Origin of the sequence: Desulfosarcina variabilis str. Montpellier (assembly GCF_048565275.1) — a bacterium.
Taxonomy (GTDB): Bacteria; Desulfobacterota; Desulfobacteria; order Desulfobacterales; family Desulfosarcinaceae; genus Desulfosarcina; species Desulfosarcina variabilis.
Map to the genome: position 1 here is coordinate 7,371,559 of NZ_CP159846.1, position 21,564 is coordinate 7,393,122.

19 protein-coding genes are annotated in these 21,564 nt (G+C 55.2%); all 19 read left to right on the forward strand.

The genetic code is table 11. The annotated features are described in order from the left end of the window. The first annotated feature begins 38 nt into the window (after positions 1-38). Positions 39-854: an AAA family ATPase gene (locus Dvar_RS33275; protein WP_419657433.1), complete on the forward strand. Its 816-nt coding sequence runs from the start codon at positions 39-41 to the stop codon at positions 852-854. Then, positions 847-2,169, forward strand: coding sequence for a nitrogenase component 1 (locus tag Dvar_RS33280; RefSeq protein WP_419657434.1), 1,323 nt, complete (start codon positions 847-849; stop codon positions 2,167-2,169). The genes Dvar_RS33275 and Dvar_RS33280 overlap by 8 nt, the downstream gene beginning before the upstream one ends. Beyond that, positions 2,144-3,502 (forward strand): nitrogenase component 1, encoded by a 1,359-nt coding sequence (locus Dvar_RS33285; RefSeq protein ID WP_419657435.1) that lies wholly within the window; start codon positions 2,144-2,146, stop codon positions 3,500-3,502. Before Dvar_RS33280 ends, Dvar_RS33285 begins: the two co-directional genes overlap by 26 nt. A 9-nt stretch (positions 3,503-3,511) precedes the next feature. Further along, entirely contained in the window at positions 3,512-4,225 is a 714-nt protein-coding gene (locus Dvar_RS33290) for an ABC transporter substrate-binding protein (protein ID WP_419657436.1), read from the forward strand. 27 nt (positions 4,226-4,252) lie between these two features. After that, positions 4,253-5,455, forward strand: a complete 1,203-nt coding sequence (locus tag Dvar_RS33295) for an ABC transporter substrate-binding protein (RefSeq protein WP_419657437.1) — start codon at positions 4,253-4,255, stop codon at positions 5,453-5,455. A 9-nt stretch (positions 5,456-5,464) separates the two neighbouring features. Continuing rightward, entirely contained in the window at positions 5,465-6,541 is a 1,077-nt protein-coding gene (locus Dvar_RS33300) for a FecCD family ABC transporter permease (RefSeq protein ID WP_419657438.1), read from the forward strand. 13 nt (positions 6,542-6,554) lie between these two features. Continuing rightward, entirely contained in the window at positions 6,555-7,388 is an 834-nt protein-coding gene (locus Dvar_RS33305; RefSeq protein WP_419657439.1) for an ABC transporter ATP-binding protein, read from the forward strand. A gap of 4 nt (positions 7,389-7,392) precedes the next feature. Further along, a complete protein-coding gene (locus tag Dvar_RS33310; protein ID WP_419657440.1) occupies positions 7,393-8,136 on the forward strand; it encodes an ABC transporter permease in 744 nt (247 codons plus the stop codon). Between the two features lie 83 nt (positions 8,137-8,219). Continuing rightward, positions 8,220-9,281, forward strand: a complete 1,062-nt coding sequence (locus tag Dvar_RS33315) for an ABC transporter substrate-binding protein (protein WP_419657441.1) — start codon at positions 8,220-8,222, stop codon at positions 9,279-9,281. A 35-nt stretch (positions 9,282-9,316) separates the two neighbouring features. After that, positions 9,317-10,111, forward strand: coding sequence for an ABC transporter ATP-binding protein (locus tag Dvar_RS33320; RefSeq protein WP_419657442.1), 795 nt, complete (start codon positions 9,317-9,319; stop codon positions 10,109-10,111). Between the two features lie 9 nt (positions 10,112-10,120). After that, positions 10,121-12,025, forward strand: a complete 1,905-nt coding sequence (locus tag Dvar_RS33325) for a TonB-dependent receptor plug domain-containing protein (RefSeq protein WP_419657443.1) — start codon at positions 10,121-10,123, stop codon at positions 12,023-12,025. Positions 12,026-12,056: 31 nt separating this feature from the next. Beyond that, entirely contained in the window at positions 12,057-12,698 is a 642-nt protein-coding gene (locus Dvar_RS33330) for a precorrin-8X methylmutase (RefSeq protein WP_419657444.1), read from the forward strand. Positions 12,699-12,901: 203 nt separating this feature from the next. Next, a complete protein-coding gene (locus Dvar_RS33335; protein WP_419657445.1) occupies positions 12,902-14,944 on the forward strand; it encodes a putative cobaltochelatase in 2,043 nt (680 codons plus the stop codon). Continuing rightward, positions 14,941-15,981, forward strand: coding sequence for an ATP-binding protein (locus Dvar_RS33340; protein WP_419657446.1), 1,041 nt, complete (start codon positions 14,941-14,943; stop codon positions 15,979-15,981). The genes Dvar_RS33335 and Dvar_RS33340 overlap by 4 nt, the downstream gene beginning before the upstream one ends. A gap of 489 nt (positions 15,982-16,470) precedes the next feature. Next, entirely contained in the window at positions 16,471-17,307 is an 837-nt protein-coding gene (locus Dvar_RS33345) for an ABC transporter ATP-binding protein (RefSeq protein WP_419657447.1), read from the forward strand. Next, positions 17,304-18,041, forward strand: coding sequence for an ABC transporter permease (locus Dvar_RS33350; protein ID WP_419657448.1), 738 nt, complete (start codon positions 17,304-17,306; stop codon positions 18,039-18,041). Before Dvar_RS33345 ends, Dvar_RS33350 begins: the two co-directional genes overlap by 4 nt. A gap of 235 nt (positions 18,042-18,276) precedes the next feature. After that, the gene (locus Dvar_RS33355) at positions 18,277-18,816 is read left to right on the forward strand and encodes a flavodoxin domain-containing protein (protein ID WP_419657449.1); all 540 of its coding nucleotides are present in this window, start codon (positions 18,277-18,279) and stop codon (positions 18,814-18,816) included. A gap of 20 nt (positions 18,817-18,836) precedes the next feature. Further along, positions 18,837-19,160, forward strand: a complete 324-nt coding sequence (locus Dvar_RS33360) for a TonB-dependent receptor plug domain-containing protein (RefSeq protein ID WP_419657450.1) — start codon at positions 18,837-18,839, stop codon at positions 19,158-19,160. Positions 19,161-19,459: 299 nt separating this feature from the next. Further along, complete coding sequence (gene hutW, locus Dvar_RS33365) at positions 19,460-21,034, forward strand: heme anaerobic degradation radical SAM methyltransferase ChuW/HutW (protein WP_419657451.1); 1,575 nt, start codon at positions 19,460-19,462, stop codon at positions 21,032-21,034. The last annotated feature ends 530 nt before the right edge of the window (positions 21,035-21,564 follow it).

The following is a 21,564-nucleotide window of genomic DNA, read 5'->3' on the forward strand; positions in this document are numbered from 1 at the left end:
TATCCATTGCCTGTGCAATGGACCCTGGAGAGCGATGAATGAAGCAGATAGCGATTTACGGCAAGGGCGGCATCGGCAAATCGACCATCACCACCAATGTGTCGGTTTGCATGGTGGCCTCGGGCAGAAAGGTCCTGCAGATCGGCTGCGATCCCAAGCATGACTCCACCCAGATGCTGCACCACGGCGATCTTCAGCCCACGGTGCTCGACCTGTTGCGGGCCAACGGTCCGGCCGGCATCACCCGCGAGGATATTCTGAAAACCGGTTACGGCGGCGTGTTGACCATCGAGGCCGGCGGCCCCGAACCGGGTATCGGCTGCGCCGGCCGGGGAATCATCTCCATGTTCGAAATTCTGGAAAAACTGGATGTGATCACCGACGACATTGATACGATTCTCTATGATGTATTGGGGGACGTGGTCTGCGGCGGGTTTGCCGTTCCCATCCGCAAGAATTACGCCCGGGAAATCTATATTGTCACCTCCGGAGAATTCATGTCCCTGTATGCCGCCAACAACATCTGCAAATGCATCGCCCGCTTTGCGTCGCGGGGCAACGGCACCCTGGCCGGCATCATCGGCAACGCCCGGCTGAACAAGGACTGGGAACGAGACCTGATCCAGGAATTCGCCGACAGTGTGGGGGCCCGGCTGGTGGGCTATTTCCCGCGGGAGGAGATCTTTCACGATGCCGAGGTCAATCAGCGCACGGTCATGGAGTATCAGCCGGATCACGCAGTAGCAAAAATGTTCGCCGACCTGGCCGGGGTGGTCGCCGACCCGCCGCCTCTGGTCTGCCCGACGCCTTTGGACCAACACGGACTCGATCGCCTGGTGAAACGCCATGGATGATATCACGAGCAAATACTGCATGCCACGCATCAAAGGCAGCCAGCTGTCCTGTACCCTGGTGGGATCGCTCAGCGTGCTTTTCAATCTTAAGGACACGGCCGTGCTCCTGCACGGCACCACGGGGTGTGCCCACTACGGAATGAAATTCTGCCAGCAGATGATGATGCGTGCCGATGAAATCATGCCGGGGTATCAGCTGCCGCCGGTTAATTTCGGCACCACGGCCCTTTCCGAAAACGAGTTGATCTTCGGCGGCGAGGACCGGCTCTGCGAGAAAATCGCTGAAATGCTGAACGCCTATCCGAATCTTCCCCTTTTCGTAATCCCCAGCTGCATCGTGGAGGTGATCGGCGACGATGTTCAGGGCGCGTGCGAGCGCATGTCCCGGGACACCGGCCGCACGGTGATCTATTTCAACATGGGCGGGTTTTTGAAAGGCGACCACTTCCAGGGGGTCAATACGACCTACTTCGATCTGATCGATCATTTTCTCCCCCCACCCACCCAAACCGACCCACGGGCAGTCAACCTGGTGGCCGAACGCGGCCTGATGCCCGCAGCGGAAATCGATTTCCTCGAAGTCAGGCGGCTATTGGCAAAACTGGGGCTTTCGATCAACACGCGCTTTGTGCGCCACCTGGCCTTTGCCGACCTTGGCCGGGTCACCAAGGCGGCCCTGAACCTGCCGTCTGTCAGCAACCAGTCCATGGCAATATGTCAGCGCCTTCATGAACGCTTTGACATGCCCTTCCTGCGTGAGGGCTTTCCCAGCGGTTTTGCCGATACCCGCAGTTGGCTGGAGGCCATCCGGGAGAGCCTGACCCTGGATGTAAACATCGAGTCGCTGATGCGCGAGGAATGGGATTTCTTCCGCACCGAAATCGATCGACTGGGCAACCCGCTGGCGGGCCTCAAGGTCATCATCAACGCGGTCCCCATCCACCTGGGGTGGCTGACTGAATTTCTGGAGGCCGTCGGCGCCGATCTCATGCAGATCAATCTTCTCGACACCGGCTATTTCCAAACCGATTTCATCGACAATCCCGGCGCACTGCCCTGCCCAGTGAATGCCCGCATGCGTTTCGAGGACGTCCTGGCCAATAACCTCGACGCGCACGCCGACATGATTCTGCAGTGTTCGGTGCACTACTCCCCCCTGCCGAACCATCAGCCGGGATTGTTGATCAAGGAAGTTCCCGTGGTGCCCCCGGTGGGGCCCCGGGGACTTCTCAACCTTTTTGTCAACTGGTCGCAATGGATACGTTCCAATCAAGTGGAAGGATGGCGAAATGAGCCTATCGAACACCTCGTCTAACCCGCCTCAGAATTACGCGTCGCCCTGCTCGCTGGCCGGTGCGGTATGTGCCCTGGCCGGCATCGACGGCATCGACATCCTGGTCAACGGCCCCAGTTCATGCACCGGTTTCACCACAGGCCTGGTGGATGGTGGCCACCCCATCCGGGAACGCAATAGCCCCGTATTCAGTCGTATCGCGACCGGCGGGCTCCCCAGAATCCCTTGTAGTGAAATCACGGACGCGGATGTCATCCTGGGCATCGGCGACAAGCTGACCCAGGCGGTGGAAACCCTGGCCGAAAAGCGCCGTTGCGAGCGCATCGCCATCATCAACTCGTGCAGTTTGAGCCTGATCGGCGAGGATGCCACCAACATTTTAAAGGAGCATGCCCTGGCCGACCGGATCCTCTACCTCGAATCCACCGGGTGCAGCAAGAGCAGCGCCACCGGCCACAACGAGGCCATGATCCAGTTGATTGAACGGCTGGCCCGACCGCAAACCAGTCCCCAGGAGAAAACAATCAATCTGCTGGGCCTGTCCATCGGCCAGTACGGCTGGAAGCATGATCTGGCGGAAATGCAGCGTCTTCTGGACATGGCCGGCATCCGCCTCAACACGGCCCTGGCCGCCGGATGTTCCCTGGATGCGGTACGCGGAATCACCGATGCGGCCCTGAATGTGGTCGTCAACCCGGACTATGGTCTGGAGATCGCCCGGTTCATGGAATCGCGCTACGGAACCCCTTACATTGCCGCCCCGCGGCTGCCCATCGGCTTCGAGACCAGCTACCAGTTCATGGCCGACCTGCTGGCGGTTTTCGATCTGGCCATGCCCGCCGCCCTGGAAGCCGAAGCGCGCCGCTGCCGCCGGGAAGCGGTTCTGGCGCTCAGCCACTCCCCGCGCAGTGACCTGCTGCGGGGACTGCCCGTGGCGGTTTTCGGTGAATGGTCGTTTGTTTCCGGTCTGTCCTGCTTTCTCGAGCAGTATTTGGGCTGCGCACCGGTCATCCTGGGCATTGAAGGCAAACAGGAACTCACACCTGATGAAATCGCGGACTGGCATGACGACAAAACCTGTCAAACCGAGATTCTGCTCAACCCGGATGCCGGCCAAAAGCTTGCCGCCATCAAGGAAAAGCGGCCGGTGATTCTTTTCGGGTCGGCTTTTGAGGAATATCTGCTGGCACAGGCCGGATATGCCCCCGCCTTTTTCGTCCAGACCACCGGGCCCGGATTTCAACGGGTCAATCTGGTGCACCGGCCCTATATCGGTTTTGCCGGGGTGTTGACCTTTGTCGAGGCCGTGCTCAATTGTCGCCTGACCGAGCGATATCCCTATGCGGAGATTTAGTCGCAGAACATGCAACGTCCCACCCAGATATTGATGAGAAAAACCCTATATATGGTGGCCGCCGCCACCGTTTTGTGGTTTCTCATCGCCGTTTCGGCACTCCCCTCCCCTTGCCCGGCAACGATCGTTGTTACCGATGAAATGGGAAGCCATGTGAGTTTGCCGACAAAGCCCAAACGGATGGTCGTTTTGACCGGTTACCCCGCGGAGGTCATCTGCGCGCTGGGGGCGGGGAATCGCATCGTCGGCATCTGCAGCCCGGAAAAGGAGTTCCTGCCCGAGATTCGCCGGAAGCCGTCGCTGGGGCAAAGCTCAGTCAATCCCAATCTGGAGAAACTCTTGGAGCTCAATCCGGATTTGGTAATCGCTTACCAATGGACGAAATGGGTGGTGCAAAAGGATCCGGATATCATCATCAAGATCCCGCGATCCGGAGCCACCGGTGTGGACATCTCAACCGGCTATCTGAAACAGCTTCACGAAGAGATCATGCAACGCGAGGAGTTGCGCCGACTTCAAGCGATACGGCAAAACAGGGTATTTGTCATCCATCCCAGGCTATGTGCCGGCCCGCGCCAGATTATCGGGACCGCTTATTATGCCAAGTGGTTTTACCCCGCATTGTTTCCCGATCTGGACCCAGGGAAACTGCATGCGCAAATGCTTAAGCGGTTTTGGGGTCTGGACCTTCACGGGGCATGGGGGTATCCCGAGAATGACTGATGTACGATGGATCGAAAGCGACAATTCATGGCAGGATTGACTAAAAAAAATGAGAATAGTTGTGCGTTCGCCACATGGATTGGTTTTTCCTTCATGCTGGTTTTCATCGCCATTGCGCCGTCGGTCCTGGCCACGGATAATTTGAAGGTTGCACCGGTTCAGGCGTTTTCTTCAAGCAGTAAGCATTCTGCAAGCCAATTGGTCAACAGCCAAATGATCAAGATCGTGGACGGTGTGGGCCGGCACGTTGAAGTTCCCTATCCCTTGCGACGCATCGTGGCCGCCAACGGCACTTACGGCCCGGAGATGCTCTGTTCCTTGGGGGCTTCCGACCGCATTGTCGCTGTGGCCGACCACGCCAAGCTGGGCACCCTGCATCTCGCGTCCTTTTTAGAGCAAGTTCCCGGGGTGGGGCGGACGACGGCGCTCAATGCGGAAAAAGTCGTCGAAGTGAACCCCCAAGTAGTCCTGCTCTACGAAAATTTCTATCCCTATCCCGAAGCCTTCATGGATGTTCTGAACCTGGCGGGAATCAAGATGGTGGTCATGGATTTTCACCGGCCGGAGGTCTTTGATGCCCGCATCCGCCTGATGGGCCGCCTGCTGGACAGGCAGGAACGGGCGGAATCACTCATCGTCTTTGAAAATCGGCATCTGGATCTGATTCAGCAACGGATAGCGCATATGCCGGTTAAAAAAAGGCCTCGGGTATACCTGGAAAGCTATCGGCCCTTTCAGGTAGTGACACCGAGAAACCCGGATCACGCCCTGTTGAAAACGTGCGGGGGGATCAACATTTTCAACGATCTGACCACCCCGGCATCATCGGTCGCCATCGCCGCTGCGGAAACGATCATCGAAAGAAACCCCGACATCATTATCAAACATATCAGCACGGATATTGTTCCGGGCGCCGGTTACGGGGCACGGGATGCCGGCGCGCTGGAAAAGGTCAGGGCCTTGGTGATGAAACGCCCGGGATGGGAAAAAATATCGGCTGTCAAAACCGGGAAAGTCTACGTCATCGACACGGGCGCCAAGGCGACCCACCCGAGTGTCTACTGCGCGTATCTCGCCAAGTGGCTTCACCCTGAAGTCTTCAAGGATGTGGATCCAACAGTGGTCTACAGGCAGTGGATGGAGACCTTTCTGGGCATCCCATTCAAGGGTGTCTATGCTTATCCGGAAGAGCCCGTCGGGTCCACCCCCACAAGAGGAAAAGGAGTGTAGTTGTTGCCCATGCAGATGCAAACAAAAATCGAAACCTTGAGAAAAGCCGATATCCAGGCCAGGCATAGAAAAATTCTGTTTCCCCTGATCGGTCTGGTCTCGCTTGCAGTTTTCGGGGTGTTGGCGGCGTCCTGGGGCGCGGCGTCGATCACCACCCAGGATGTCGTGCGATCGGTTCTGGCCAAGCTGTTTCCCTTTACCGGTATCAAGGCAACGCCGCTGGCCGATACAATTGTCTGGAACCTGCGACTACCGCGCATTGCCATGGCCAGCGTGGCCGGCGCCGGGTTCGCCGTATCCGGGGCCGCCATGCAGGGCATCATGAGAAATCCACTGGTCAGCCCCTTTACCATCGGCATCTCTTCCGGCGCCGGGTTCGGCGCCTCTCTGGCCATTGTATTGGGGGTCGGCGTATTCAGCGGCGGCCAGTACCTGATCATCGGCAATGCCTTTTTCTTTGCCCTTCTGGCCGCCGGCCTGGTGTACGGCGTGGCGCGTTTTCGGGGCGTAACGCCGGAGACCCTGATCCTGGGCGGCATCGCCCTGATGTATCTCTTCTCCGCCTCGACGTCCATGCTGCAATATCTCGCCTCGGAACAACAGCTCCAGGGCGTGGTATTCTGGCTTTTTGGCAGCCTGGCATCGGCCACCTGGCAGAGTCTGGCCATTGTCACGCTTGTTTTTCTGGTCTGCTGTCCACTGCTCATTAAATACGCCTGGGATCTCAATGCGCTGGCCACCGGCGACGAGGTGGCCACGAGCCTGGGCATCAACGCCGCCCGGGTGCGGCTGGTGGCCATGATCCTGGCCAGCCTGATCACGGCCACAATCATCTGCTTTACCGGTATCATCGGGTTCGTCTGCCTGGTGGCCCCGCATATCACCCGCATGCTCATCGGCAGCGACCATCGTTTCCTGATTCCCTTTGCCGCCATCGTGGGGGCATTGTTGCTGCTGGCTGCGGACACCGCGGGTAGAACCCTGTTTGCACCGGCCGAGCTGCCGGTGGGCATCGTCACCGCCTATATCGGCGTGCCCATGTTTCTTTATTTGTTGATTACGAGAAGGAAGCAGTATTTCCAATGAAAGAAAGCAAGCTTTGATTAACACGGAAGGGTTGACAAAACGATTCGGGAACATGGTTGCATTGGATGGCCTGACGCTGCATATCCGGCAGGGAGAAGTGTTTGGATTGTTGGGTCCCAACGGTGCGGGCAAATCCACTACCGTGCGCATGCTCGACACGTTGAGCGTTCCGAGCGCGGGCAAGGCCACGGTCAACGGTTTCGACGTGGTGCGCCAGGCCCATCATGTCAAACGGATCATCGGCGTGGCGTGCCAGGAGCTCAACCTGGACAAGGAAATGACCGGCAGGGAAAATCTGCGCATTCACGCCCTGATGCACCGGATGAAAGACGCCAACCAAAAGATAGACGCCCTTTTGAAATGGTCGGGACTCGAAGACCGGGCCGACGGGATGGTGGCAAAATATTCCGGTGGCATGCAGCGGCTGCTGCTCATCTCCAGGGCAATTCTTCACAGGCCTGAGGTGGTGTTTCTGGACGAACCCACGGTAGGGCTCGACCCACAGGTCAGGAGACAAATTTGGGACCTGGTCCGGGAACTGCGGCAACAAAACGCAACCATTTTGCTGACCACCCATTATATCGAAGAAGCGGAATTGCTGTGCGACCGGATCGGCATTCTCGATGGAGGCAAATTGATCGCGCTGGGAAGCCCTGCCGAGTTGAAAAGAAAAGTTGGCCGGTTCGTGGTGGAAATCCGCAATAACGGCGCCACGCATTACCGCCTGTTCAGAAGCCGTGAGGACGCCCGCCAGCATGCAGACCAGATGAACAGCGACATTCTGATCCGCGAATCGAATCTGGAAGACGTGTTCATCCATTTGACGGGCAAACGAATCGAGAAATGAGCGTATGAATTTCTACCCCATATTTCTGCGTGAAATGCTCATTTTCAAACGCCGGATCATGCGCATCGGATATCTTTTTTCGAGCATGATCACGCCGGTTCTTTATCTGGTGGCCTTCGGGCTGGGGCTTGGGCGGGGAATCAAGATTGACGGTATTTCCTACATCGCCTTTGTGGTTCCCGGTATTTGCGCCATGAGTTCCATGACCAATTCGTATACATGGATCGCCACCTCCATTAGCGTGGGAAGACTTCATTTCAAAACCTTTGATGAGTTTCAGGTCTGTCCCTTGACGCCCTGGGATATCATGCTTGGAGAAATTTTAGGCGGGGTGGTGCGCGGGATATTCGCGTCCAGCCTGATTCTGGTTGCCGGAATCGCGTTTGGCGCCGGCTTTCCACAAAATTCGTTATTTTTTGTGGTCTGGGTACTCAATTGTCTGATTTTCGCCTGCTTCGGGGTGGTTGCCGGATTCCTGGCCAAATCCCATGAGGACACGGCCATGTTTTCAAATTTTTTCATCATGCCCATGGCCTTTTTTTGCGGCACGTTTTTCCCGGTCGAGAAATTGCCCGGGTTCATCAAGGGAATCCTCTATTTTCTTCCCCTGACCCACACCACCGATGCGCTGCGAGCGACGTTTCTGGGGCAAATGCCCGGATGGCGCTCCATGGCGATATTGCTCGTGGTTTTCGGGCTCTGTTTTTACTGGGGGGTGGCAACAATAGAAAAATCGAACAAAGATTAAGTATAATGAGAATCATCCGGTTAACATGCTCTGTCTTCCCTTTGGCCCACCCACTCGTAATGCTGTGCGTTATCGGCTTGGTGTTGGCATCTCAATCCGTGGTGCTGGGTGCATCAGAGCCAACAGGAATCACCGTCACGGACGCATTGGGGCGAAAGATCGATATCCGCTTGCCCCTTGAACGGATCGTGACCGTCAACACCTCAGCCGCCATTATCCTCAGGGAACTGGGCGTAGACGTAGCGAACAAAGTGGTGGGGGTAACCGACTATATTCCCTTAAACCCACTCTTCTGGCCCCAGCTCAAAGACAAGCCCGTCATCGCCTACAAAAACCCGAACTACGAGCGACTGGCCGAGCTGAATCCTCAGCTGGTTCTGTTCTACGAGACATCACGGCGATTCACACAGGAGGAAAAACTCGAAACACTGGGCATCAAGTGGCTTTATCTGGATTGTTTCAATCCGCAAACGCTTGCAGGCGATGTCAGACTGCTGGGAACCCTGTTCGACAAAAAACAGGCAGCCGAGAAATTGATTGCTTGGATTACCCGGCACGACTGTTTGATAGAATCTCGATTAAAAGGCGTTCCGGTTTCTCAGCGTCCCAAGGTCCTATTTTTACAATATCCGGATGTGCATTTATCCAAGGGGATATACAACACGATCAATCGGCAAGCGTCCAGCCATCCGATGGTCACTAAGGCAGGCGGCGATAATCTGGCTGCCGACCTTCTCACGCAAAGTGCAACGGTCAATGCGGAATGGGTGGCGGAAAAGAATCCAGACGTCATCATCGCCGGGGTGCTGGGAAAATCGTTTTCAGGATACAATGCTAAAACAGAAATCTCCCAACACAATTTAAGCAGTATGGCGGATCAGCTTGCTAAGGACAGGGCGCTCAAAGGAACAGACGCGGTTCAAAAGAACAGGTTGTTGATCCTTTCCCACGACATCATGCAGGGACCGTCCTATGTCGTCGGGTTGGCTTATATCGCCAAGTTCCTTTATCCGGAACGGTTTCGGGACATCAACCCCGAATCCATCGCTAAAAACTATTATGAAACATGGTGCGGTCTGCCCTATCGCGGCATATTCGCCTACTTGGCAACCAAAGATATCGGAAACGCTAACGCATCGAAATAGAACCTCTTAATTAAGAAGGGGAGGTAATAGTTTCAATGAGTATTTATGTGGACAACCTTCATTTCAATTACGGTAAAGCCACGGTGCTGGGCGACATCACGCTTCAGGTCACAGACGGCGAGGTGGTCAGCCTGGTGGGGCCTAACGGCGCCGGCAAAAGCACGCTTTTAAAATGCATGAATCGCATCCTGAAACCAAGCCGCGGCACCGTTCGTGTCGACGGCCGGGAAGTCCGCGGCATGGGATTGAAACGCATGTCCCGGTTTTTCGGGTATGTCCCCCAGACCACCATTTCCGCCTTCCCGGCCACGGTCTTCGACACCGTCCTGCTTGGACGGCGCCCCTATGTGGGCTGGACGGTGGGCGATGAGCACCGGGAAATCGTCTATGACATGCTGATCAAAATGGACCTGGATCACCTGGCCCTGCGTCAGTTCAACGCGCTGTCGGGAGGTGAGCAGCAACGGGCCTTGATCGCCCGCGCCCTGGTGCAGGAACCCCGGGTGCTGCTTTTGGATGAACCGACGAGCAATCTCGATCTCAAGCACCAGTTGGAAGTCCTCGACCATGTGGTCGACATCGTCAAGGAGAAAGGTGTCTCGGTGCTGATGGCGATTCATGATCTCAATCTGGCGGCCCAGTATTCGGACCGCCTGGTCTTTCTCAAAAAAGGCAGCATCGTGATGAGCGGCACGCCTGCGGAAACGCTTCTGCCGCGAACGATCCGAACCGTCTACGGTGTCGATGCCATCGTCAATCACGACGCCGACCATCCGCATATTGTTCCCAGGCGGGTGGTGAAGGATACTCAATTACAGATGGTCAATTAGGTTAAAAAAATGAAACGAAAAAAAACACTGCGCACAATGTGGATCGGGCTGATCGTTGCCGTCTTGCTTGGAGTTCTCAATTCTTTTTCGTTTGCCCATCAGGCTGAAGCCCAGGAGCAATCCCAAGCCATCACCATGGACAGCATCACGGTCACGGCCGATAAGATGGACGATTATGTCCGCAATCATCCCGAACAGGTAACCACTATCAACCGGGATGAGATCACCCGGCGCAATTTTTTGAATGTGGAGGAAACCCTGGGCAGCATGCCCGGCGTCGAGGTACGGCCGTCGACGGGGATCGGCAGTCGGATCTCCATCAGGGGATCGGGCAAGTCCGGGAGCGTTCTGGTATTGCTCAACGGCCGCCCGCTCAATTCCAGCGAGTATGGCGGCGCCGATCTGTCCACGATCCCCATCGACATCGTCAAATCGGTCACCGTGTTCAAGCCGCCCGTGCCGGTCTGGTTGGGGCCGGGAGCCAGCGAAGGGGCGATTTTGATCACCACCTACGATTTCAGCCCATCATCGGACAAGAAAAAAAAGAGCACCACGCGGCTCAAAGTGGACGGCGGTTCATTCGGCCAGGCCGATGCGTCCATCAGCCATACGGCGTCCCTGGCCAGAGGCAGTATGATGCTGACCGCCGCCGGCGGCCACCTGGACGGCAAACGCACCAATGAAGACAAGGACAAGGGCGATGTTTCCATGCACTGGGAGCAGGGGGGCAAAAGCGCCCCCCGGTTTGAAGTCAACGGCAGTTATTATATGTCCGAACAAGGCTCACCCGGCCCGACCGATAATCCCACGCCGGACGCGCGCCAGCGCTATGCAAAAGGATCATTGGATGCCCAGGTTCAAGGGCTGATCAAGGATACCGGTGATTATTCCATTGGCGTCTATGCCGATCACCTGGACCTCAAGGATGAATCCCAATCCGGATTCACCTCGGATCTTACCGATTTCAAGGCCGGCTTGAAAGCCGACACCACCTGGTCGGATATCGACGAGGTGTGGGCCTTGCGTCTGGGCGGGCTCCTGGAGCACGATGATGTGGATCACACCCTGTCCGGTGAGCATCATCGCACGAGTGCCGACATCCATGCCCAAATCGACCGTCATATGTGTCCGGTCACCGCCACGATTGGTGCCAGGGGCGATTATACCAGCGATTTCGATCTCAATCCCGGGCTGTCCGGAGGCCTGAGCCTGGCCCTGGCCAGGAGCCTGGTCATCAAGGCCAATGCCGGCTATTCGGTCAACGTGCCCACCTTCAATCAGCTTTACCAGCCCAGCCACGGATCCATCGATCAGGTACGGGGCAACCTGGACCTGGACGAGGAGAAGATCGTCTCCTATGACCTGGGACTGGAATACCGGCTGCGTAAAGATCGGGTGTTCCAGACCACCTTGTTCAGAACCGAGACCCGGGACCTGATCGTCTATCGCCGCGATGCGGATCTGATTTATGCTCCGGTCAACGTCGACAAGGCCTGGCGCCACGGCATCGAACTGACCGCCAGGCAGGCCTGGGACATGGGCCTGTCCGTGGATCTCAGCTACATCCTGCAGAATTCTGAAAACGAGGATACCGAACAGGAACTGGCTTACACGCCCCGCAACACGGTGAAAGTCACCGGCAAATACACGATTCCTGTCTGGGATACACGCCTGGAGGCAACCTTGCGGTATACGGACGAACGCAACAACAGCGAAAGCGACGATGTGGAGATAGTGACCCTTGCTGACTATATCACCGTTGACCTTAAACTGCTCCAGCCGTTCAAGCTGGGCAAAACAGCATGTGAAGCCTACCTGAACCTGTACAACCTTTTCGACGAACAGTTTGAGAATCATTATGGATATCCCGACGATGGCCTGCGTTTCGTTGCCGGAATGAATATGACTTTTTGAGATTATCTAACAAGAAAATGAGAGGTTGCTGATGAGTTACACCAATATACCCGGAGAAGAAGTAGAAAGGCGAAGCCTGGCAACGATTGACAAGGAAGCTGGAGATCATGGATTCAGCAAATTAGAATGGCCGATCGTGAAAAGAATGATTCACGCCTCCGCTGATTTTTCGATCATGAAGCTTTTAACGTTTTCGGGTGATCCGGTGCAATCCGGAATAGACGCCTTAAAGGCCGGAGTGCCGATTGTGACTGACAGCAGCATGATGAAATCGGGCATATCGAAGTTCAGGCTGCAAAAAGTCAACCCGTTGTATGAAAAGGGAAATGTCTTTTGCAAGATCGCAGATGAAGACGTTGCCGCCATGGCAAAGACCATGCATTTACCGCGATCAATTTTCAACATGAGAATACTTAAAGATAAAATCGACGGCGGCATTGTGGGCATCGGCAATGCACCTTCAGCCCTTTGGGAAGTATGCCGTCTGATGAAAGAAGAGAACGTGAAGCCGGCTTTGATACTAGCGATGCCGGTGGGTTTCGTGAATGTCATCGAATCCAAGGCAATGATCGAGGAATACGATGTCCCTTACATACTTATGCAAGGGCGCCGAGGCGGAACGACGTTTGCCGTGTCTGCAATCAATGCACTATCGATATTGGCAGGCAACTAATGCAGGGCAATCCCATTTGGATCGTTTTTTTTCGCGGCCATGGACCGCTCCTACGACCTATCGTATCGTCACCGTTGCACTGCTTGCGACGTAAGAGCTTGCCATGCCTGCGACAACGCTTTTGCATTTTCGGTTCCAAATGCGGTTGTCCTGTTGATTCGTGAAATTATCCTTGAATAACAGCAGAAATAGAGGAAAGGAAAATGTCTAACACCATCTACCCCTTTACCGCCATCGTGGGCCAGACACTCCTGAAACAGGCCCTGATCCTGAATGCCATCAATCCGGCTATCGGCGGGGTGCTGATCCGGGGCGAGAAAGGCACGGCCAAATCCACGGCCGTGCGCGCCCTGGCCGATCTGTTGCCGGAAATCCGCGTGGTACAGGGCTGCCCGTTCGGCTGCGACCCGGACAGGGTTGATGAGCTGTGCGATGTCTGCCGGGAGGTTAAAACCGAGCACCGCATCAACAGACGCCGCATCCGCGTGGTGACCCTGCCGCTGAATGCCACCGAGGACCGCGTGGCCGGCGGCATCGATTTCAATGAGGCCGTCAAAAGCGGCATGCGCTGTTTTTCTCCCGGTGTGCTGGCCATGGCCCACCGGGGCATACTGTACGTTGATGAAGTCAACCTGTTGGACGACCACATCGTGGACGTGATCCTGGATGCAGCGGCATCAGGCCGCAACCGGGTCGAGCGTGAGGGCATTTCCATCACCCATGCCTCGCGTTTCATCCTGGTGGGCACGATGAACCCCGAGGAAGGTGAACTGCGGCCCCAGCTATTGGACCGCTTCGGCCTGTGCGTGGAGACCGCCTCGGAAAAGGAGCCGGACGTGCGCACCGAACTGATGATCCGCCGGGAGGCCTTTGATCTCGACCCATCGGGATTCCAGCTGCGTTACGAAAAGGACAACGCCGTAGTCGCCCGCCAGATCCTGGCCGGGCGGGATCTCTTGCCCCAGGTGGTCCTGCCCTCGCATTTGCGCGGCCTGATCGCCGAGATCTGCACCGAAAACCATGTGGCCGGTCACCGGGCCGATCTGGTCATGGAGCAGGCGGCCCGGGCCCTGGCCGCCCTGGGCGGCCGTTTGACGGTGACTGTTGACGATATCCGTGAGGCATCGGCCATGGCATTGCTGCATAGAAAGCGCGATGCCGCACCACCGCCCCCGCCTCCGCCACCCCCTGAGCATGATCACGAACACGATCCCCCGCCGGAGAACGACCAGAACGAGGACCAGGAAAATCAAGAGGAGCCACCACAGGAAAACGAGCAGGAGCCCCAGGAGGCCCAGGCCCCGCCCACCGAGGAAAACGCGCCGCCTGAGCAGGACGAGGAAAACGATGCCGACGCCGAACCCCAGGAGCAAAACCGGCCGGACAACGCCATGGATCAAATCTTCGATGTGGGCGAGACCTTCAAGGTCAAGAAATTCGCCTCGCCCAAGGACCGCGTCTTCCGGCGCGGATCAGGCCGACGCTCGCGCACCCGCATCGCCCAGAAGCAGGGCCGCTACGTGAAAAGCACCATGGACCAAAAATCCGGCGACATCGCCCTGGACGCCACCCTGCGGGCCGCGGCACCCTACCAGCTACGCCGCAAAAACGGCAATGGCAATGGTCTGGCCGTGCACCTCAAATCCGAGGATATCCGCGGGAAAATCCGCGAGAAACGGGTGGGCAACGTGCTGCTCTTTCTCGTGGATGCCAGTGGTTCCATGGGGGCGCGGGGTCGTATGACCGCCTCCAAGGGCGCCATCATGTCCCTGCTGTTAGACGCCTATCAGAAGCGCGACCGCATCGCCATGGTCTCTTTCCGCCGTGATCAGGCTGTGGTCAACCTGCCGCCCACCACCTCCATCGAACTAGCCGCCACCTTGCTCAAGGAGTTGCCCGTGGGTGGCCGCACGCCCCTTTCCGCCGGCCTGGCCAAGTCCTATGAAGTGCTTCGCAACATCCTTTTACGGGAACCTACGGCCCGGCCGATCGTGATCATGATCACCGACGGCAAGTCCAACATGGCCTTGACAGACGCCAAACCGCTGGACGAGTCCGTGATGCTGGCCGAGCGTCTGGCCGCCGATGACCGCATCCGTTTCATCGTTGTGGATACCGAAAGCCGCGGTCTGGTCCGCTTCGGCATGGCCCGCAAGCTGGCCGGGGCCATGGATGCCGATTATTTTCAGATTGAAGACTTGAAAGCAGATACCCTGATTAACATTGCCAAGGAGAGTGCCCTATGAAGACCCAACCGATCTACCCGTTTGCCGCCATCGTTGGCCAAGAGAAGATGAAACTGGCCCTGATCCTCAATATCATCAACCCGACCCTGTCCGGGGTATTGATCCGCGGAGAAAAAGGCACCGCCAAATCCACGGCCGTGCGCGCCCTGGCCCGCATCCTGCCGAACATTCCGGTGGTCAAAGATTGCCCGTTTCAACTTCCCAAAGGTGAGGCCGACGGCGTTTGCCGAGAATGCTCGCGCATGGACTGCAGCCGCTCCGTATTGAATCACGAATCGGTGGCCATTGACTCACGCGGCATTCGGGTGGTGGAGCTGCCCGTGGGCGCCACCGAGGATCGCGTGGTGGGCACCATGGACCTGGAGCATGCCCTGAAAAAAGGAGAAAAACAAGTCGAACCGGGCATTCTGGCCGCCGCCCACCGGGGCATCCTTTACGTGGACGAGGTCAACCTGCTGGACGATCACGTGGTGGACGTGCTTCTCGACTCGGCTGCCATGGGGGTCAACACCATCGAACGGGAGGGCGTGAGCTTTTCCCACCCGGCACGCTTTACCCTGGTGGGCACCATGAACCCGGAAGAAGGCGAACTGCGGCCACAGCTCCTGGACCGCTTCGGTCTGTGCGTGCAGATCGAAGGCATCCAGGACGCCGAGGACCGGGTGGCCATCATGGAACGTCGGACCGCCTTTGACGAAGACGCCGAGTCTTTTGGCGCTGCCTGGGAAGAAGAGTCGCGCATCGTGGTCGAGCGCATCGAGCGCGCCATCGACCTCTATCCCAAGGTGACCATCGCCCGCGAATTGCTTTTCAAAATCGCCGAGTGCTGCCTGGAGGTCGGTGTGGACGGCCACCGGGGAGATATCATCATCCTCAAAACCGCCAAGACCCTGGCCGCCTGGAACGGCCGGGAGGAGGTGGAGAAAGCCGATATCGACAATGCCGCCGAGCTGGCCCTGCCCCACCGGGTGCGCCGGCAGCCGTTGATGGAGATTGCTGATAATGTTCAGGCATTGCGGAAGCGCTCGGTGGGATGAGAATCGGTTATCAGTGATCACTGATCGGTAACTGGTGGGGAAATGCATCATGGTGTTAAGTGTGAAGTTTTAAGTGTTAGGTTGTGGAATTCTGACGATTAAAAAAGGGTTCTTATTTCCTCCTTAACCCTTATTACTTTACGCTTTTCATAGTGAGGCAAAACATGTATCACCCATAGGGGCGAAAAATTGTTTGCCCTTATGACAAAATCGAGGCACTGATCCGGGCACACTCTTGACATAGGAGCGTTAGCGTTTGACCAGAAGCCTATTGCGATAGCATCGGCATACATGTGAATTTAAAATCGATTACGATTACGCGCACGAGCACGAGCACGAAAAAGGCCATGATTTCCCATTGCTCGAATCCATCGTGCTCGTGCTCAGCGAAGCGGTGCTCGTTATCGTAATCGAAAAAATTAAAATCGACCATCATCCTTCACTTAACACTTAAAACTTTACACTTAACACTCCCCACATAGGGAAATCATGATCCAAATTACCAACCTAAAAAAGACGTACGGCAAAGTAAACGCCCTATCCGGAATCGATTTAACGGTCAACAAAGCCGAGCTGTTCGCCTACCTGGGCCCCAACGGCGCAGGCAAAACCACCACGATCCGGATTCTCACCGGCCTGACCCGCCTGAGCGGGGGCACGGCCACGCTGGGCGGCCATGACATCGAAAAACAGACCCTGGCCGCCAAAAAGCAGTTCGGTCTGGTGCCCCAGCACATCAACCTGGACAGTGAATTGACCGTCCAGGAGAATTTGATGGTCCACGGCCGGCTGCACCACATGCCGCGTAAGGCCATCAAACCACGCATCGATGAACTGCTGGGATACATCGAGCTGACCGAAAAACGCCATACACCTGCCAAGAAACTGTCCGGCGGCATGAAACGGCGCGTGATGATCGCCCGGGCGCTTTTGCATGCGCCCCAGATTCTATTTCTGGATGAACCCACGGTGGGATTGGACGCCGCCATCCGACGCCGGCTCTGGGCCCTGATCAAGAAAATTCAGCAGGACGGCGTCACCATCTTTCTCACCACCCACTACATCGAAGAAGCGGAATTTCTGGCCCAGCGGGTGGCCTTTATCGATGAAGGCCGGATCATCGCACTGAATACGCCGCAAAACTTCATGGACGCGATCGGCCATTGGGCCATGGACCGCTTCGCAGGCGACGACATGCAGACGGACTATTTTGGGACCCAGGAAGCAGCCAAAGCCCATGCGGCCACGCACCAGAACGGGTTCTCCATCCGCCGGGTCAATCTGGAGGATGCCTTCCTAAACCTGACAGGAAAAAAAGTACAATGATACGAGGCTGGAGTGCGGTTTACTATCGAGAGCTGTTGATCCTCAAGTGGCGTTTTTCCCGGCTGGTCGGCGCCTGGTCGGTTTCCCCGCTGCTCTATCTGATTGCCTTTGGCTATGCCATGGGTAAAAACATCACCATCGAGGGCCACACCTACATCGAATTTCTGATTCCCGGACTGGCCGCCATGGCCAGTATGACCCAGGCCTTTGCCATCGGCAGTGAAATCAATATCGCCCGCTTTTACTGGCACATCTTCGAGGAGTTTCAGGCTGCGCCCATCAGCAATATTGCCTATGTGATAGGAGAAGTGTTGGCCGGTATGACCCGGGCGCTGCTGGCCGGGCTGGTGATTTTGATCCTGGGCGCCCTTTTTGGGGTTGTGCTGTCTTATAACGGCTGGTTGTGGCTGGCCTTCGTGCTCAATGCCTTTGTCTTTGCCTCCCTTGCCGTGGGCCTGGCCATGATCGTCAAGTCCCACGCCGATCAGGCCATGATGACTAGTTTTGTGATCACGCCCATGGCGTTTCTGGGCGGCACCTTCTTCCCGCTCGAGCATCTGCCGGTGTGGGCACAGAAGATTTTGATTTTACTACCGTTGCCTCATGCCGCGGATGCCATCCGCTCGGCGGCTTTCGGTGAGGCACCGCAACTGTCGAATTATCTGATTCTTCTCGTTGCCGGCGTGATCGCCTTTTTTTTCGCGATCCTGACAGTGAAGAAAGCCAGGGATTAGATGGTAGAAAAATACTTGACTTTTTACTATTGAGCAGATAGTGAGGAATAGCTCATTCATGGTCAGCCAGAAGACTGATAAGCAAATATAGTTTACTGCTCAATTGTTTTTAAAAAAGTAGCGTTTCAAACTAAAATCCAAGGCCACGAAGGTTACATCTCTTTCTTAAAGGAGATGTAATCTTGTGGCCTTTTTTTGTCGGTACGATTAACCCTTAAGCGAAAGTCGGTGCTGAGTGAAAACATTAATTATTTGTGCATCCCGCTATGGATCGACAATGGAAATCGGTCGCTGGATAAGCGAACGTCTGCCAGGAAACGATGTAGCGCTTTTTCATGTTGATGATGCGCCCGACCCAGATGAATACGAATTTATTTTACTTGGTGGCGGTGTTTACAACGAGCATGTGGATAAGACCATTGTCCAATACGCAGAAACCCACCTGGCCGCACTGGAAGGAAAAAAAATTGCAATCTTCGCTGTTTGTATGGATACCCGCGGCGTTTATATGAAAGGCAGGTTTTGGGGTGGCTGGCTATACCTGAATCCGCTGCTGGAGGCCCTGGGAAATATTACTCCCATTTACGCTGATATCCTACACGGAGAAATCAGCCCGAAGAAGTTATCTGAAAAAGACCACGCGCTGCTCATGCATTTTTACACAAAGATCCTCAACCGTGATGTGCACGAGGTGCCCTACCGTACACTGATGAACAAGGCTGAGGTCTGGAAATTTGTGGAAAAAACCATGGCCCGCATAGAAGGGAAGTATTGAATTAGTGCAGGAGGATAAAAATGTGCTTCAGGCTTGTTCTAGCCGTATTGACAATGGCTGTATTGATGAATCCCGGTTTAAGACCGGCGCAAGCGTCCAAACAAGACGTTATGCAGATAGATGAAATGGTTGTATCGGCCACAAGGCGCGAAAAGAAGATCGAGGATGTTCCGGCAAGCATTTCGGTTATTACCTCGGATGCGATTGAAAAAACGGCGACGGTTACCTTGGATGATGTATTTCGTTATACTCCCGCAGTCAGAGTAACCCGCGGGCAAGGTATGTCGCACTGGCACAGTTCAATTTCCATCAGAGGATGGCCTCTTACTGGCCAGGGGCGATGAGGAAAACCAAAACTTCTTTGTCGCTGATTTGAGTCTGGGTGCGGATATTTTAAATCACGGTCAAATTTTTATTAATGCCACCAATGTGTTTGACAAAAAATACCAAGAGTTTTCCGATACACGCTATCAACAAGGTCAACAGATCTGGGGCGGCGTGAACTTGTACTTCTAATCTGGATACCGGATCAAGTCCGGCATGACGAGTCAGGCCTTTTTTACGAGTTAATCAATGTTGCAAAAGCCTGAGAAAAAAAATATCTATAAAAAAACAAAAACTCGGCGATGAGGAAAAAATAACCATGGATTGGACCCCGGAGGCAAAACGAGCGATCGAGAAAGTCCCCCCATTTGTTCGAAAAATGGCTGGCAAGGCAGTGGAGGCCTATGCAAAAGACAAGGGAATGGGAACGGTTACCCTTGAAATTGTCCAACAGGCAAAAGATAAAATGATGGGACGGTTCTCAAAAGGCGAGGACCGGTCCAACGATAACATGTCCGGATTCAATGTGGGCATGAACCGCCGTCAGACCATGCACTTGACCGACAACCGGTCTTTTTTGGCCAATCAAACCGACGATCCCCTCCACGAGGCATTTGACCGCAAACTGGCCGTACACGCCATGCCGCGCAACAAAACACTGCCGACTGAAGATCTTAACCGACGCTGGTCCGAGGTCATGTCCGAAGATCATGTGGGCCAGCCCATGCGCACCATTTATATCCACATCCCCTTTTGCTTGAGTCATTGCCTGTTTTGCGGATTTTATCAAAACGCGTACAAGCCTGAAAAGGCAAGCCAATACGTTGATGCCCTGCTCAAGGAAATGGCGGGAACGGCTGAGCAGCCGTTTGTAAAGCGCGCACCGTTTCAGGCCGTTTATTTTGGGGGCGGCACGCCCACAGCCTTGTCTGCCGGTGATATTGTCCGGCTGGTCGATGGGGTAAAGACGTATTTTCCACTGGCCAATGATTGTGAATTGACCCTGGAGGGCCGCTTCCATGATTTTGGTGACGACAAAATCCAGGCAGCCCTGACTGCTGGGGTTAACCGCTTTTCCTTGGGCGTGCAGACATTTGACACCGCAGTCCGCAAATCCCTTGGCAGGCGGGAGCCGGAAGAAAAACTGATTCAAATGCTGACCCACCTGCGGGATCAAAGTGCCGCTGCGATTATCATTGATCTGATTTACGGCCTTCCCGGTCAAACCATGGACATCTGGGATAAGGATCTTCAGACCTATCTTGATCTGGAGATTGACGGCTGTGACCTGTATCAACTCAACATATTCTCCGGCGGCCCCCTGGAAAGCGCCGTTCGTAACAAGACCCTGCCCAGCCCCGCCACCTTAAAGGAGCAGGCCGATTTTTTTCAATACGGCGTAGACCGGTTATCAGCCGCCCATCAACGCCGGTTGTCCATCACCCATTGGGCCCGCAATACCCGCGAGCGAAGTCTGTATAATGCCTTATCCCGGGGCCATAGCGAATGCGTTCCTTTGGGCGCCGGCGCCGGTGGGTGGCTGGGCAAATATATGTTCTTTCTGGAAGGAGATTTAGAAAATTATGTCCAATTGGTAAAATCAGGCAAGAAACCGCTTGTCATGGGATACAGCGGAGATGCGAATCACCTGCTTCTTAAAGAAATCGGCTGCCAGATCGAGTTGGGCTACTGTGACCTTAAATCCCTATCGGCCCGGCATGAGACCGACCTTCTCTCCATAACCGGCACCGTTGTCGATCAGTGGGAAAAGGTAGGCCTGATCCGAATGGCCGACGGGGTGCTCCATCTTACGCGCGCGGGATCGTTTTGGGCGGTCAATCTGTCTCAGATTCTGATTGATCTCGTCCAAATGCAGACGAAAACAGATGAATAATTAATGCGTAGGTTGTGTTGAGCTTAAGCGAAACCCAACACTAACCGGGCAGTCGGGAATAATGTTGTTGGGTTTCGTTCCTCAATCCAACCTACGAGGAACCGAGGTCCTACTTTTCCGTTGTCGTAATCGTAATCGTTGTCGTCTTTTCAGTGTTTCGTTAACGATTACGGCAACCGCTTCGCTGACAACGACAACGATTTGCGCGGAATTCCCACGCAAAAGCGAGGGAAACTGTTTTGCGACCATCACCGTCAAGAAAGACAAGAAATAGATGGAGAGAAAAATACTTGACTTTTTACTACCAGACAGATAGGGAGACGAAGTTCATTTACGATTAGTCAGAAGACTGATAAACGGATTCGGTTTACTGCCCTGAATTATTTTTAAGAGTAGCGTCTCAAGCTGAAATCTTAGGCCACGAAGGTTTACATACCCTGTTTAACGGGGATGGACCTTTGTGGCCTTTTTTTGTTGGCCTGTTTCTCAGATCATCGCAAAAAAGATGGATTTAATAAACGATTCTTTTT

Excerpts from the sequence above, each read along its gene's own strand:
- Dvar_RS33310 (WP_419657440.1), top strand. The coding sequence starts at position 7,393 with ATGAATTTCTACCCCATATTTCTGCGTGAAATGCTCATTTTCAAACGC.
- Dvar_RS33350 (WP_419657448.1), top strand. The coding sequence starts at position 17,304 with ATGATACGAGGCTGGAGTGCGGTTTACTATCGAGAGCTGTTGATCCTC.
- Dvar_RS33290 (WP_419657436.1), top strand. The coding sequence starts at position 3,512 with ATGCAACGTCCCACCCAGATATTGATGAGAAAAACCCTATATATGGTG.
- Dvar_RS33325 (WP_419657443.1), top strand. The coding sequence starts at position 10,121 with ATGAAACGAAAAAAAACACTGCGCACAATGTGGATCGGGCTGATCGTT.
- Dvar_RS33340 (WP_419657446.1), top strand. The coding sequence starts at position 14,941 with ATGAAGACCCAACCGATCTACCCGTTTGCCGCCATCGTTGGCCAAGAG.
- Dvar_RS33300 (WP_419657438.1), top strand. The coding sequence starts at position 5,465 with ATGCAGATGCAAACAAAAATCGAAACCTTGAGAAAAGCCGATATCCAG.
- Dvar_RS33330 (WP_419657444.1), top strand. The coding sequence starts at position 12,057 with ATGAGTTACACCAATATACCCGGAGAAGAAGTAGAAAGGCGAAGCCTG.
- Dvar_RS33360 (WP_419657450.1), top strand. The coding sequence starts at position 18,837 with ATGTGCTTCAGGCTTGTTCTAGCCGTATTGACAATGGCTGTATTGATG.
- Dvar_RS33295 (WP_419657437.1), top strand. The coding sequence starts at position 4,253 with ATGGCAGGATTGACTAAAAAAAATGAGAATAGTTGTGCGTTCGCCACA.
- Dvar_RS33285 (WP_419657435.1), top strand. The coding sequence starts at position 2,144 with ATGAGCCTATCGAACACCTCGTCTAACCCGCCTCAGAATTACGCGTCG.
- Dvar_RS33275 (WP_419657433.1), top strand. The coding sequence starts at position 39 with ATGAAGCAGATAGCGATTTACGGCAAGGGCGGCATCGGCAAATCGACC.
- Dvar_RS33320 (WP_419657442.1), top strand. The coding sequence starts at position 9,317 with ATGAGTATTTATGTGGACAACCTTCATTTCAATTACGGTAAAGCCACG.
- Dvar_RS33280 (WP_419657434.1), top strand. The coding sequence starts at position 847 with ATGGATGATATCACGAGCAAATACTGCATGCCACGCATCAAAGGCAGC.
- Dvar_RS33335 (WP_419657445.1), top strand. The coding sequence starts at position 12,902 with ATGTCTAACACCATCTACCCCTTTACCGCCATCGTGGGCCAGACACTC.
- hutW (WP_419657451.1), top strand. The coding sequence starts at position 19,460 with ATGGATTGGACCCCGGAGGCAAAACGAGCGATCGAGAAAGTCCCCCCA.
- Dvar_RS33345 (WP_419657447.1), top strand. The coding sequence starts at position 16,471 with ATGATCCAAATTACCAACCTAAAAAAGACGTACGGCAAAGTAAACGCC.